Consider the following 12,570-nt stretch of genomic DNA (forward strand, 5'->3'; position numbering starts at 1 on the left):
CGGACAGAGGAAAATGGACTTTGTGCGGCGCCGGTGAGAATGTGGGGCATGGACTCCCCCTTTCCCTTTCCGCCCCTGCCGTCGGGGGCCGAACCGCCGCTCGACGACCGCACCCGTCAGATCATCTGGGCGGCCTATGCGCTGCTCGACGACGAGGGACTCGAGGGGCTGACGATCCGGGCGGTGCTGGCGCGCACCGGGCTCGCCCGTCGCGCCTTTTACGAGCGTTTCGTCGGCAAGGACGATCTGGTGCTGGCGGTGTTCGCTTATGCGATCAGCATGGCCGCCGCCCATTATCGCGAGCAGGTCGCGGCGCTCGCCGATCCGATGGAGCGGCTGCGGATCGTCATCACCTCGATCGCGCGGGGGCGCGGGTCGCTCGACGGTGAGGACAGCGAGCAGAGCAACCGGCGCGGTGCCGCGCTCAGCCGCGAGCATCTGCGGCTCGCCGAGGCGCGGCCGATCGAGTTGCAGGCCGCGCTCAGCCCGCTGCTCGACCTGATCGCGACGATGCTGTCCGACGGCATGGCGGCCGGGGTGGTGCGCCAGGCCGCGCCGCCGCGGCTGGCGACGCTGGTCTATAATCTGGTGTCGACCACCGTCCATGCCGAGTTCCTCGCGCAGGAAGGCACCCTTATCGACCGCGCCCACCGCGAGGCGCTCGCCGACGATATCTGGGCTTTTTGCGGGCGGGCGATCGCGGCGTGATGTCGGCGACGCCACTCAAGGCGCGGGACCCTTTCTCGTCATCCCGGATTTGATCCGGGATCTCGCTTTTCTGTGTCGAACCGAGGAAAGGCAGAGAGATTCTGGCTTTCGCCAGAATGATGGAAAGGGGCGGTGGGCACTTGGTGGGCACCTAAGGTTGGCAGCGGCCGTGCCGGTCAGAGCCCTTGGACGATGATCGCGCGGTAATCGGCGCCGCGCAGGCGGTGTGGCAGTGCGTCCTGATAGCCCGGGCTGTCGTACCAGGCCTTCGCATCCTCGACGGTCGGGAATTGGAGCAGGACCACGCCGTCGGGCGCGGGGCCTTCGATCGCCTCGATCGCGCCATAGACGGCGAGTGGCGTCATCTTGAAATCGCCGCTGTTTTCGCGGTTCTTGCGGCTATATTCGGCCATCTCGGCAGCATCGCGCACCGGCGTCTCGCGGGTGAAGATCATATAGGCTGGCATGGGTGACTCCTTTCAGGTGAATGTGCTCGCCATCGTTCAGACCAGCGCCTCTTCGCCGACCAGGGTGGTGCGGCTGAGCAGCCGGCCACTGTCGGCCGGATATTTCTCGACCCGGTGCATGACCCCGGTATTGTCCCAGATGATCAGATCGCCGACCGTCCATTCGTGGCGATAGACGAATTGCGGTTGGGTTGCCCAGGCCTGCATCGCATCGATGATCGCGCGGCCTTCGTCGAACGGCAGCCCATCGATCCGGCCCGCGGTCAGCCCGAGCACCAGCGACTTGCGGCCCGACCGGTGGGTCCACGCCATCGGGTGCGATTTTTCGGGCTGCTCGCGCCAGCGCGCAAGCTGTGCCTCGGTCGGGTTCGGATGCATCGCCCGCTGGATATATTCCTGCGAATGGATCACCCGCAGCCCGTCCACCCGGCGCTTCTCGGCCTCGGGCAGGTCGTCATAGGCGGCATCGGTGTTGGCGAACAGCGTCTGGCCACCTTCCTGCGACAGCACCCGGGCGCTCAGCAGCGAGGCGCGGGTCGGGACGTCGTCCTGCGCGCCGTCGATATGCCAGTGATAGGTGGCATGGAGATAGTCGGCGGTGCTGTTGAGTTCGGGATCGAGGGTGATCTTGTAGATGCCCTTGAAACCCTGCGGCAGCACCTCGCCGAGGGTGCGCGCGAACAGCAGCTGCTCCGCGTCGCTCAGCCCGATCTCGCGGAACAGCAGCACCCCGCGCTCTTCGAGCAGCCGGCGGATGTCCGCCGCGAAGGTGCCGGCCAGAAGATCGGCCTTGCCGGCGCTGATCTCGGTGCCGATGCGCGGCGCGAGGTCGCGTGTCTCGAGCGTCATCACAGTCTCTCCCATCGATCGCGGCCCGCGGGCCGGTTGCGATCGGTTAGCGCAGCGCCGGACCGGCTGGCCAAGACAAACTATGTCCCCAGGCTATAGCTTCAGGCTATGGCTTCACGATAGGAGGCCGTTGAAGGGGAGCGATCATGGACTTCAAGCGGCTGGGCTATTTCGTGCAGGTGGCCGAACTCGGCTCGCTGACCCGCGCCGCCGAGCGGCTGCGGATCGCGCAGCCGTCGCTCAGCCGGCAGATGCGGCTGCTCGAGGAGGAACTCGGCATCATCCTGTTCACCCGTGGCCATCGCGGGATGCAGCTCACCGAGGCGGGCGAGGCGTTGCGGGTGCGGATCTCGGGGCCGCTGCGCGAGATCGGCCATGCCTTTTACGAGGTCCGTTCGCTGCCGACCGAGACCGGGGGCAAGGTCGTGCTCGGCGTGCCGCCGACGGTGGTCCATATCCTCGGTGGACCGCTGTCGCGCCGGGTCAAGGCCTATGCCCCGAACCTGGCGCTGCAGATCGTCGAGGCCTGTTCGGGGCATTTGCTGGCGTGGATGAAGGCCGGTGAGCTCGATGCCGCGATCCTTTATGGTCCGACCCCGTCGGGGCTCAATGCCGCGAAGCTGATCGAGGACGAGCTGATGCTGGTCGGCGCGCCGCAGTCGCGACTGGCGGCCGAGGGCGCGGTCGATTTCAGGCGGCTCGCCGAATGGCCGCTGATCGTCCCAGGCGCCGCGCACGGGCTGCGGATCGCGCTCGAAACCGCGGCCACCAGGGCGCGCAAGACGCTCAACATCCAGTTCGAGGCGGATTCGCTGCCGTTGATGAAGGAATTGGTCGAGGCGGGAATGGGCTATACGGTGCTGCCCCATTCGGCCTTCGCGCGCGAGGCGGCGGCGGGGCGGCTGGCCTTCACCCGCATCCGCAATCCCGATCTCGCCCGCCAGCTGTTCCTCGCCCTGCAGCCGGCGTCGGAATCGCCGCGCGCGGTGCTGCAGGTCGAGCAGTTCGTCCGCCAGGAGACCGCGGCGCTGGTCCAGCAGGGGACATGGCAGGCGGCCCGGCCGATGGCGGTCGGCGATTCCTGATCCTCGCGTCGAGCCATAGCCTGGAGGCATAGCCCGGTGACATTTTTTGTCTTGGCCGGACGCGCGCCGGCTTTGCTAGGCGGCGACGACAGGTCCCGCGCCGACGCCGGACCGCAGGCGGAGAGACGGGAAGATGAAGATCGGCGTTGCCTACCCGACGACCGAGGTCGCCGGCGATCCCGACGCGGTCCGTCGCTTCATCCGCGCTGCCGAGGAACTCGGCTACAGCCATCTCATGGCCTATGACCATGTCGTCAAGGCGCCGCACGAGGGGCGCGATCCGCCATTGACCGGCCCCTATACCGAGAAGGACATGTTCCACGATCCGTTCGTGCTGTTCGGTTTCGCGGCGGCGGTCAGCGACACGCTCGAGTTCGTCACCGGGGTGCTGGTGCTGCCGCAGCGCCAGACCGCGCTGGTCGCGCAGCAGGCGGCCGATGTCGACCTGCTCTCGCGCGAACGGCTGCGGCTCGGGGTCGGGATCGGCTGGAACCATGTCGAATATCAGGCGCTCGGCCAGGACTTCCGCACTCGCGGCAAGCGGATCGACGAGCAGATCGATCTGTTGCGGCAACTCTGGGCGAGCCCGCTCGTCAGTTTCGAGGGGCGCTTCGACCGGATCGACCGTGCGGGCATCAATCCCCGGCCGCGGCGCGCGATCCCGCTCTGGCTTGGCGGTCATTCGGAAGCCGCCTATGAACGTGGCGCGCGGCTGGGCGACGGCTTCGTCTTCGCCGCCCCCGGCGGCGCGGCGCTCGAGCAATGGGCGCGGGTTCGGTTCCATCTCGAAGCTCTCGGTCGCGATCGGGCCGGATATGGGCGCGAACTTCTCACCCTGTTCGCCCGAAATCCGCAGGAAACCGCCGATCATCTGAAAATCTGGCGTGATGATGGCGGAAGCCATGGCTGCATATCGTCGATGGGCAAGGGACTCGGCAGCGAAATTGCTGCGCACATCGATTATATAGCTAGGGTCAGAGAGTTGATTGGGAACGTATAATATAGAAAATTTGTAGAACGTGATATCGTTACTTTTATGCATAATAATAAACTGCGAGCGTAACGATCATGTTGTGAAATCAGTACATGAATCCGTGTACTTGTTTACACCTTGTTAACCATGTTTTTGATATCTGCCCCGAATATTGCTGTGGGTTGCGTAATAGGACGGGGCAAAGTGGAATCGAACATGACGGGAGCGGCGTTCGCGCCGGACTCTCAGGTTGCGCCCGATGTCGGTGACATCGTCGCGCCCGTGGCGGCGATCGCCGCCGCACTTTCATTGTCGGCTTGTGGTGGCGGCGGTGGCGGCGGCGGAAGCACGACATCGGCGGCGCCCGCACCGGTCGTCACCGCGCCGGCGATAAGCTCGGCGCAGGCGAGCCGCTTCCTCGCGCAGGCGACGATGGGCGCGACCAAGCCGATGATCGCCGATGTCGTGTCGAACGGCTATGACGGCTGGCTGACCGCGCAGTTCGGGATGGCGCGCGCGACCAGCCATTGGGACTGGCTCGTCGCCAACGGCTATTCGGCGGCGGCCAATATCAACGCGACCGCCAGCTTCGACCAGACGATGTGGCGCCAGCTGATCGCCGAGCCCGATCAGCTGCGCCAGCGGGTCGGCATGGCGCTTCTGAACATGCTCGTGGTCGGAATCACCGCGTTCAATGGCAATTGGCGCCAGTTCGCCACCGCCGCCTATGTCGACGTGCTGCTCGACAATGCGTTCGGCAATTATCGGGCGATCCTCGACGGGATCACCTATAATGCCGCGATGGGTTCGTTCCTCAGCTTCCTGGGGAACCGCAAGGCGAACCCCGCGCGCGGCACCGTGCCCGACGAGAATTATGCGCGCGAGCTGATGCAGCTGTTCACGCTCGGCGTGTCGCAGCTCAACATGGACGGAACGCCCAAGACCTCCGACGGCACCACCACGATCGACACCTATGGCCTGGCCGACGTCTCGCAGCTCGCGCGGGTGTTCACCGGGCTCGGCTTCTCGACCACCGACAGCACCACCCCCAATCGCTATCGCGACCGGATGGTGATGACCGCGTCGCTCAACGAGACCGGATCGTCGACCTTTCTCGGCCAGACGGTGAGCGGTGGCGGTACGGCGGCGATCGGCGCCGCGCTCGACATCATCTTCGCGCATCCCAATCTGCCGCCGTTCGTGTCGAAGCAGCTCATCCAGCGGCTGGTGACGAGCAATCCCACCCCGGCCTATGTCGGGCGGGTCGCGGCGGCCTTCGCCGATACGGGGGGCGTGCGCGGCGACATGAAGGCGGTGATCCGGGCGATCCTGCTCGATCCCGAGGCGCGGTCGGACAATGCGCTGCTCAGCTCGAGCGCGGGCAAGCTGCGCGAACCGGTGATGCGGGCGACCGGCTGGGCCCGCGCCTTCGGGGCGACCTCGCCGTCGAACGCCTGGGCGATCGGCGACACCAGCGCCCAGTCGAACCGACTCGGCCAGGGCATGGGGCACAGCCCGACCGTGTTCAACTTTTTCCGCCCGGGCTACAAGCCGCCGAGCACCGCGATCGCGTCGATGGACCTGGTCGCCCCCGAATTCCAGATCACCAACGAACAGTCGGTGGTCGCCTATATCAATTATATGAACACGCTGATCGTCACCGGCGTCGGCGACTTCAAGGCCGATTACAGCGCGATCCTACCGCTCGCGACCGACAGCGCGGCGCTGCTCGAGGAGCTCAACCTCGTGCTGGCCGCGGGCCAGCTCAGCGCCGCCACGATCGGCATGATCCGCACCGCGGTCGACAGCATCTCCGCCACCACCGCCACCGGGCCGACCAATCGCGTCTACACCGCGATCCTGCTGACGATGGCGTCGCCCGACTATCTGGCGTTCAAATAGGACAAGCATGATGACCATGGATCAATCCCGCCGCGCTTTCCTGAAGCGCACGGCGGCGCTCGGTGCGGCCGGGCTCGCGGCCCCGTTCGTGACCAGCCTGGCCGGGATCGGCGAGGCCGCGGCATCGGCGGCGACCGCATCGGACTACAAGGCGCTGGTGTGCGTGTTCCTCTATGGCGGCAACGACTATGCCAATACGCTGCCGCCCTATGATCAGGCGAGCTACAATCTCTACAACGCCGCGCGGTCGAACATCGCGCTGAGCCGGGATTCGCTCGCCGGGACGCTGCTGACCCCGTCGGTCGCGCTGGCCGGCGGCCGGCAATATGCGCTGGCGCCGGCGATGTCGTCGCTGTCGCCGCTGTTCGCGGCGGGCAAGCTGGCGGTGGCGCTCAATGTCGGCACCCTCGTCCAGCCGACCACCAAGGCGCAATATAATGCCAATTCGGTCAAGCTGCCGCCCAAGCTGTTCTCGCACAACGACCAGCAGAGCTATTTCCAGGCGTCCAACCCCGAGGGCGCGACCTCGGGCTGGGGCGGGCGGATCGGCGACCTGCTCCAGGCGGGCAACGGCACCGCGGCGCTGACCTGCATCAACGCCTCGGGCAATGCGGTCTTCCTGACCGGCAAGAGCGCGATCCAGTATAGCGTCGGCACCGGCGGGCCGATCGCGCTGCTCGGCAACAACAGTTCGATGTACGGATCGAGCACGGCGATGGCGACGCTGCGCAACCTGATGACCAGCAGCGGCGGCAGCCATGTCTTCGCCAACGAACATGCCCGCGTCTCGAAGCGCGCGCTCGACACTTATGCCCAGCTTTCGGGCGCGCTGGCGGGATCGCCGGCGACCAACTTCACCCTGTTCCCGGGGAACAACGCGCTCGCCGACCAGCTCAAGATGGTCGCGCGGATGATCTCGGTCTCGCAGGAACTGGGGACCAAGCGGCAGGTGTTCTTCGTTTCGATCGGCGGCTTCGACATGCACGACGCGCTGGTCGCCCAGCATCCGGTGCAGATCGGCCTGGTCGCCAATGCGCTGCGCGCCTTCTACGACACCACCGTCGCGATGGGGGTGGCGGACAAGGTCACGACCTTCACCGCCTCCGATTTCGGCCGCACTCTGCAGTCGAACGACGACGGGTCCGACCATGGCTGGGGCAGCCATCATTTCGTGCTCGGCGGCGCGGTCAGGGGCCAGAAATTCTACGGCACCCCGCCCGCGATCGGCAACAACACCGCCGACGATGTCGGCCAGGGCCGGCTGCTGCCGACGATCTCGGTCGATCAATATGCCGCGACCCTGGCGAGCTGGTTCGGGGTCGCCAATGGCGACATGGCGACGGTGCTGCCCAATATCGGCAACTATGGTTCGAACTGGAATCTCGGCTTCGTGTAAACGGCGCTACGGCGCCGTGCCCTCGAAATGGCGGCGCGGATTGTCGACGAACATCCGGTCGATGTCGCGCTGGCCGACCCCGGCGGCGAGAAGCGCCGGCACCACCTTCTCGCCGATGTGGAGCAGGTGGTGGTCGGGCATCGCCCGGTTATAGGCCTCGACCGTCGGGAAGAAGTCCGACCAGCAGGCGCAGTCGTGCGACAGCGTCAGCCGGTTGGCATAGCCGCGCCCGACCATCGCCGCGATCGTCGCGATCCGCTGTTCCTCGGTGATGCTGAAATTGATCCCGAACCGGTCCATGCCCAGGATCGATCCGCGGTCGGCGAGCATCATCAGATAGTCGATATCGGCGGTGTCGCCGCAATGGCCGACGATGACATGAGCGAGGTCGACGCCTTCCTCGGCGAGCACCCGCTGGACCTCGAGCCCCGAGCGCGATCCTGGATCGGTGTGGACGGTGATCGGGGTGCCGGTGATCCGGTGCGTCTGTGCGATCGCGCGCATCACCCGTTCGACCCCCGGGGTCAGCCCCGGCTTGTCGATCGCGCATTTGAGCTCGCCCGCCTTGATGCCGGTGCCGCCGATCCCCTCGACGATATCGCGCACGAAATGGTCGATCATCGGATCGATGGGGGCGTCGTGGAGCAGGCCGGGGCCGTAGAAGGCGAACGGGCCGGGCACCGCGTCGAAGGTGTAGAGCCCGGTCGAGACGATGATGTTGAGGTCGGTCAGCTGCCCCACCTTCGCCAGGCTCGGGACATGGCGGCCGAGCCCGAGCACGGTCAGGTCGATGATGGTGTCGATCCCGGCGGCCTTGAGCGCGTCGAGCCGGACCGCGGCCTGGGCGACGGTCGCGTCCTCGAAGAAATCGGGGCGGTAGTTGAGCGTATATTCGGCATCCATCAGGAAGATATGTTCGTGGACCAGCACGCGCCCGAGCGCGCTGCTGTCGATCGGGCCGCGCAGCGTTTCGACCTGGGCCATGGCGTCTATCCCTTCTAAATCCGTTCGTGTCGAGCGTAGTCGAGACACCTAGCGCTGGTGGAGCGTGTCTCGACTGCGCTCGACACGAACGGAGAGACAAGTCAGTGCTTTCGGTCGCCGGTAATACTGCTCCCGGCGATCAGATGGTGATGCAGATCTTCCCGAAATGTCCACCGCTCGCCATGTGGCGATAGGCGTCGGCGAGGTCGTCGAACGCGAAGCTGCGGTCGATCACCGGGCGGATGCCGCTCGCGTCGATGCCGCGCACCATGTCGGTCTGGTCGCGCCGGCTGCCGACGGTCACCCCTTGGACCCGCAGCCGCTTCGCCTGGACGATCGCGAACGGCATCGTGTCGATGTCGAATCCGCCGACCGCACCGATGATCGCGAGATGGCCGCCGGTGCGCGCCGCGATCAGCGACTGGGGCAGGGTGTGCGGGCCGCCGACCTCGACGACATGGTCGACGCCGAGGCCGCCGGTGAGGTCGAGCACCGCCTGGCCCCATGTCTCGACTTCGCGGTGGTTGATGACGTGGTCGGCGCCGAGCGCCGTCAATCGTTCGAGCTTGTCGGGGCTCGACGAGGTGGCGATCACGGTGGCGCCGACCGCCTTGGCGAATTGCAGCGCGAACAGCGAGACGCCGCCGGTGCCGAGCACGAGCACGGTCGCGCCGGGCTTGACCTGGCCGTCGGTGACCAGCGCGCGCCACGCGGTCACCCCCGCGCAGGTCAGCGTCGCGCTTTCGGCATGGCTGAGGCCCTTGGGCGCATGGGTGAAATGGCCCGCCGGGCGGGTCGCGAAATCGCAGGCGAAGCCGTCGGCGGGGCCGCCCGGGCTGCTGGTGAGCTGCGCCTTTTCGATATGGCCGTCGGCCCAGGTCGGATGGAAGACGCTGACCACCGCATCGCCCGGCTTGAACATGGTCACGCCTTCGCCGGTCTCGACCACCTCGCCCGCGCCGTCGGACAGCGGGATCAGCCCGTCGCGAACCGGGAAGAAGCCATTGGCGACCAGACCGTCGCGAAAGTTGAGCGATGCGGCGCGGATCCGCACCCGGATCTCGCCCGGCCCCGGCGTCGGGGCGTCGGCACTCGCTTCGACCAGCGTATCGAGGCTCGCCGGCTGCATGATCCGCATCGCTCGCGTCATCGTCGTCCTATCCTGTTCAGGCGGTGGTTTCGGCGTCGAGCGTGCGCGCCACCAGCGCGCGCAGGTCCGCTGTCTTGACCTTGGCGCTGCCGGTCATCTGCAGGTCGGCCTCGGTGAAGAACAGCACCCGGCGCGGCACCTTGTAGCTGGCCAGCCGCTCCTTCGCGAAATCGCGGATCGCCGCCTCGTCGAGTGCGGCGCCATCGTGCGGGACGATGCAGCTCACCACCAGCTCGCCGAGCGTCTCATGCGGTACGCCGACGGTCTGCGCGACCTTGACCCCGGGGCTCAGGCGGATGACCTCGTCGATCTCGACTGGCGAGACATTGGCGCCGCCGGTCTTGATGATGTCGTTGAGCCGGCCTTCCCAGAACAGCCGGCCCGCGGCATCGACATAGCCGCCGTCACCGGTGCGGAAATAGCCGTCCTCGTCGAGCGTCTCGTCGAGCGGGGTGCCGATATAGCCGAGCATCAGCGTCGGCCCCTTGATCGCGACCTCGCCGCGTGCGCCGACCGGCACCACCTTGCCGCTAAGCGGATCGACGATCTTGAGGCTGTTGCCGGGCAGCGGCAGGCCGTGGCTGCCCCCGGCGGTCTCACGGGTGCTGTTGGCGGGATAGCCGGTGCTCAGCGTGAAGGTCTCGGTATTGCCATAGCAATGGCGCGGCTCGATCCAGCCGGTGTCGACCGTCGGATGCTGGGCGATCGGGCAGTCGACATCGATATGGACCAGCGCCGACAGATCGGTGGTCGGCCAGTTGGGCGCCTCGAGCAGCTGCGCCCATTGGTGCGGCCAGGCGAACAGGAAGCTCACTTTCTCCGCGGCCATCAGGTCGAGCGCCTCGTCGGGCTTGAACACCCGCTGGAGCACCAGCGACCCGCCGGCGGCCAGCGTCGCGCCGAGCGCCATCGCGAAATTGCCCGACCAGAAGAAGCCGTTCGCGGTCCAGGTGCGCACGCCGTCGTCGAGGCCCTGCTGGCCACGCATCCGCCACATCTGCAGCGCGACCCCACGATGCGCGCTCAATATCCCCTTGGGCTTGCTCGTCGATCCCGACGAGAAGAACAGCACCCCCGGATCGGCCGGCTGGACCGCGGCGGCGCGCGCCTCGACCAGCGCCGGGGCGACGCCGGCGCCGCGCGCGAGGAAGCTGTCCCAGGTCGCGATCGCCCCGTTCGGTTCGGCCGCGTCGAGCATCGCGATATGCTGGAGGAAGGGGAGGCCGGGCGCATCGAGCCGATCGCCCGGCGGGGCGGCGACCGCGGGTTCGATCGCGCACAGCATCTGCGCGAAATCCTTCTTGAGCACCCGCGGTTCGAGCAGCAGCACCGAACAGGCCGAGATCCGCAGCAGATGTTCGAGTTCGGCGGGGGTCGAAAAGGTGCTGAGCGGGGCTGCGACGCCGCCGGCCAGCGCGGTGCCGAAGGTCGCGGCCAGGAACTCGGCACGGTTGGTCATCAGCACGCCGACCCGTTCGCCCTTGCCCAGCCCGCAGCCGACCAGCGCGCGCGCGACCGCGAACGACCGGTCCCAGAGATCGGCATAGGACCAGCGCTCGACCGATCCGTCGGGCCGGGTCTGCACGATCGCCTCGCGATCGGCGAAGCGATCGCAGACCTGGCGGATGAACCCCGCCAGGGTCAGCTCGCCGAGGCCCGCTTCCTCGGACAGAGGACGCCCGCGAACGATCGACACGGCTTCATCCTCGACGAAACGATGCTCGTTCATCGCCCTTGCCCCTTTGCCATCTGTTCCTCTTCGTCGTGTCGCATGTCAGTAGGGCAACTGGATTTCGTTGACCGAGGTGACCACCGTCTTGCCCTCCTGGTTGGTCATCCGCACCTTGATGCGCACCACCGGGAAGCCCCAGTCGGAATCCGCGATCTTCTCGATCACCTCGCCTTCGATATAGGTGACGTCGCCTTCGAAGGCGGGGCCGCGAAATTCCGACTTGGCGTGGCGGACCAGCCCGTCATGTCCGGCCCACAAAGCGAGATAGTCGGTGTTCCAGGCGGCCATCGTCGCGCCATAGCCATAAGCGCGGTGCATGCCGATCTCGCTGGCGCGGCTGTCGTCGATATGGCCGCGTGACGGGCCGACATAGAGGCCGTCGCGCAGGCGCGGATCGATGAACGCGCCTTCCTCGTCGAAGCTGAAACCCTCGATCCAGCCCATGTCCTGATGGACCCAGGGGTCTTCGACGCCCTCGGGCGCGGTCCAGTAGAAACTGCCCCAGATGTTGAAGATGAAGGCGCGATATTCGGTGGTGAAGCTGGCGATGCTGTGCGGGCCGATCACCCGGCGCGGCAGCTTGTCGCCGACCTTCACCTCCTCGAAATGCGGCGATTTGCCCTCGCGGTTCGACAGGAACCAGGCGCGGCGGATCGCATCGATCTCGGCCAGTTCGGCGCGGGTCCAGCGGCGCGGCTCGCCCGCGGTCGAAGCGTGCATGCCGCGCTTCTCGGCCTCCCTGGCGAGATAGCGGATCACGGTGGGGCAGGATTTGGCGATCAGGTCGCCGCGCTGGTTGCGATGGATGGTGTCGCCGCGCTGGAACAGGGTGGGGCCGGCGAATTTGGTGTCGGCGACCTTGTAGCCGGTGAAGATCCGTTCCTGGAACAGCTGGTCGCCGGGGCGGACATGGGTGCCGTACCACCACCATTCCTCGCCGCCGAAGATCATGTGCTGGCCGTCGATGCGGCCGACACAGGCCTGGTTGTTGCCATGGCCATAATCGAGCGCGACCGCCATCGACTGCGGCGCGATGATGTCGCCGAATTTCGTCTCGCGGGCGAAGCGCTGGTCCCAGTGGAGCGGGTTCACATAGTCCATCGCCATCACCCAGCGACGGATGTCGGTCTTGTTGCAGGGTTCCCAGAGCTGGCCGCCACCGACCCGCTGGCCGAGCCGCCATTCGATGTCGCTGAGGTCGAGTTTCACCTCGGGGTCCGGGGCCGTCCGATCGCCTTCAGCCATGCGCGCTCTCCATCATCGGTCCGGCATGGCGAAGCGGTCGCGCCGCGGTCCATGCTCTTCGGCCTTCGATGTGGGGCAG

General features: G+C 66.8%; 11 protein-coding genes. 5 read left to right on the forward strand and 6 right to left on the reverse strand.

The window, feature by feature from the left end:
- Positions 1–48 precede the first annotated feature (48 nt).
- Entirely contained in the window at positions 49–708 is a 660-nt protein-coding gene (locus tag AC1RM6_RS02320; RefSeq protein ID WP_493097976.1) for a TetR/AcrR family transcriptional regulator, read from the forward strand.
- Positions 709–884: 176 nt separating this feature from the next.
- On the opposite strand, the gene AC1RM6_RS02325 is transcribed toward AC1RM6_RS02320, so the two are convergent.
- Entirely contained in the window at positions 885–1,175 is a 291-nt protein-coding gene (locus AC1RM6_RS02325; RefSeq protein WP_493097977.1) for a DUF1330 domain-containing protein, read from the reverse strand.
- Positions 1,176–1,211: 36 nt separating this feature from the next.
- Positions 1,212–2,024 (reverse strand): TauD/TfdA dioxygenase family protein, encoded by an 813-nt coding sequence (locus AC1RM6_RS02330; protein ID WP_493097978.1) that lies wholly within the window; start codon positions 2,022–2,024, stop codon positions 1,212–1,214.
- Between the two features lie 146 nt (positions 2,025–2,170).
- Here AC1RM6_RS02330 and AC1RM6_RS02335 point away from each other — a divergent pair, with 146 nt between their 5' ends.
- From AC1RM6_RS02335 to AC1RM6_RS02350, 4 genes are all read left to right on the forward strand, one after another.
- Complete coding sequence (locus tag AC1RM6_RS02335) at positions 2,171–3,109, forward strand: LysR family transcriptional regulator (RefSeq protein WP_493097979.1); 939 nt, start codon at positions 2,171–2,173, stop codon at positions 3,107–3,109.
- 133 nt (positions 3,110–3,242) lie between these two features.
- Positions 3,243–4,109 carry an LLM class F420-dependent oxidoreductase gene (locus AC1RM6_RS02340; protein ID WP_493097980.1) on the forward strand — a complete coding sequence of 289 codons (867 nt, stop codon included), beginning with the start codon at positions 3,243–3,245 and terminating at the stop codon, positions 4,107–4,109.
- A gap of 189 nt (positions 4,110–4,298) precedes the next feature.
- Positions 4,299–5,984, forward strand: coding sequence for a DUF1800 domain-containing protein (locus AC1RM6_RS02345; RefSeq protein ID WP_493097981.1), 1,686 nt, complete (start codon positions 4,299–4,301; stop codon positions 5,982–5,984).
- Positions 5,985–5,994: 10 nt separating this feature from the next.
- Positions 5,995–7,380 carry a DUF1501 domain-containing protein gene (locus tag AC1RM6_RS02350; protein WP_493097982.1) on the forward strand — a complete coding sequence of 462 codons (1,386 nt, stop codon included), beginning with the start codon at positions 5,995–5,997 and terminating at the stop codon, positions 7,378–7,380.
- 6 nt (positions 7,381–7,386) lie between these two features.
- On the opposite strand, the gene AC1RM6_RS02355 is transcribed toward AC1RM6_RS02350, so the two are convergent.
- From AC1RM6_RS02355 to AC1RM6_RS02370, 4 genes are all read right to left on the reverse strand, one after another.
- Positions 7,387–8,364, reverse strand: a complete 978-nt coding sequence (locus AC1RM6_RS02355; protein ID WP_493097983.1) for a phosphotriesterase family protein — start codon at positions 8,362–8,364, stop codon at positions 7,387–7,389.
- Between the two features lie 139 nt (positions 8,365–8,503).
- Positions 8,504–9,514 (reverse strand): zinc-dependent alcohol dehydrogenase family protein, encoded by a 1,011-nt coding sequence (locus AC1RM6_RS02360; RefSeq protein ID WP_493097984.1) that lies wholly within the window; start codon positions 9,512–9,514, stop codon positions 8,504–8,506.
- 16 nt (positions 9,515–9,530) lie between these two features.
- On the reverse strand, positions 9,531–11,243 hold the full coding sequence (locus AC1RM6_RS02365) for a class I adenylate-forming enzyme family protein (RefSeq protein WP_493097985.1): 1,713 nt from the start codon (positions 11,241–11,243) through the stop codon (positions 9,531–9,533).
- 45 nt (positions 11,244–11,288) lie between these two features.
- The gene (locus AC1RM6_RS02370; RefSeq protein WP_493097986.1) at positions 11,289–12,491 is read right to left on the reverse strand and encodes an FAS1-like dehydratase domain-containing protein; all 1,203 of its coding nucleotides are present in this window, start codon (positions 12,489–12,491) and stop codon (positions 11,289–11,291) included.
- Positions 12,492–12,570 lie beyond the last annotated feature (79 nt).

Source organism: Rhizorhabdus sp. GW822-FHT03C02 (assembly GCF_058801765.1).

Coding starts and splice junctions, on each gene's coding strand:
- AC1RM6_RS02340 (WP_493097980.1), top strand. CDS start 3,243: ATGAAGATCGGCGTTGCCTACCCGACGACCGAGGTCGCCGGCGATCCC.
- AC1RM6_RS02350 (WP_493097982.1), top strand. CDS start 5,995: ATGACCATGGATCAATCCCGCCGCGCTTTCCTGAAGCGCACGGCGGCG.
- AC1RM6_RS02360 (WP_493097984.1), bottom strand. CDS start 9,514: ATGACGCGAGCGATGCGGATCATGCAGCCGGCGAGCCTCGATACGCTG.
- AC1RM6_RS02365 (WP_493097985.1), bottom strand. CDS start 11,243: ATGAACGAGCATCGTTTCGTCGAGGATGAAGCCGTGTCGATCGTTCGC.
- AC1RM6_RS02320 (WP_493097976.1), top strand. CDS start 49: ATGGACTCCCCCTTTCCCTTTCCGCCCCTGCCGTCGGGGGCCGAACCG.
- AC1RM6_RS02335 (WP_493097979.1), top strand. CDS start 2,171: ATGGACTTCAAGCGGCTGGGCTATTTCGTGCAGGTGGCCGAACTCGGC.
- AC1RM6_RS02325 (WP_493097977.1), bottom strand. CDS start 1,175: ATGCCAGCCTATATGATCTTCACCCGCGAGACGCCGGTGCGCGATGCT.
- AC1RM6_RS02330 (WP_493097978.1), bottom strand. CDS start 2,024: ATGACGCTCGAGACACGCGACCTCGCGCCGCGCATCGGCACCGAGATC.
- AC1RM6_RS02370 (WP_493097986.1), bottom strand. CDS start 12,491: ATGGCTGAAGGCGATCGGACGGCCCCGGACCCCGAGGTGAAACTCGAC.
- AC1RM6_RS02355 (WP_493097983.1), bottom strand. CDS start 8,364: ATGGCCCAGGTCGAAACGCTGCGCGGCCCGATCGACAGCAGCGCGCTC.
- AC1RM6_RS02345 (WP_493097981.1), top strand. CDS start 4,299: ATGACGGGAGCGGCGTTCGCGCCGGACTCTCAGGTTGCGCCCGATGTC.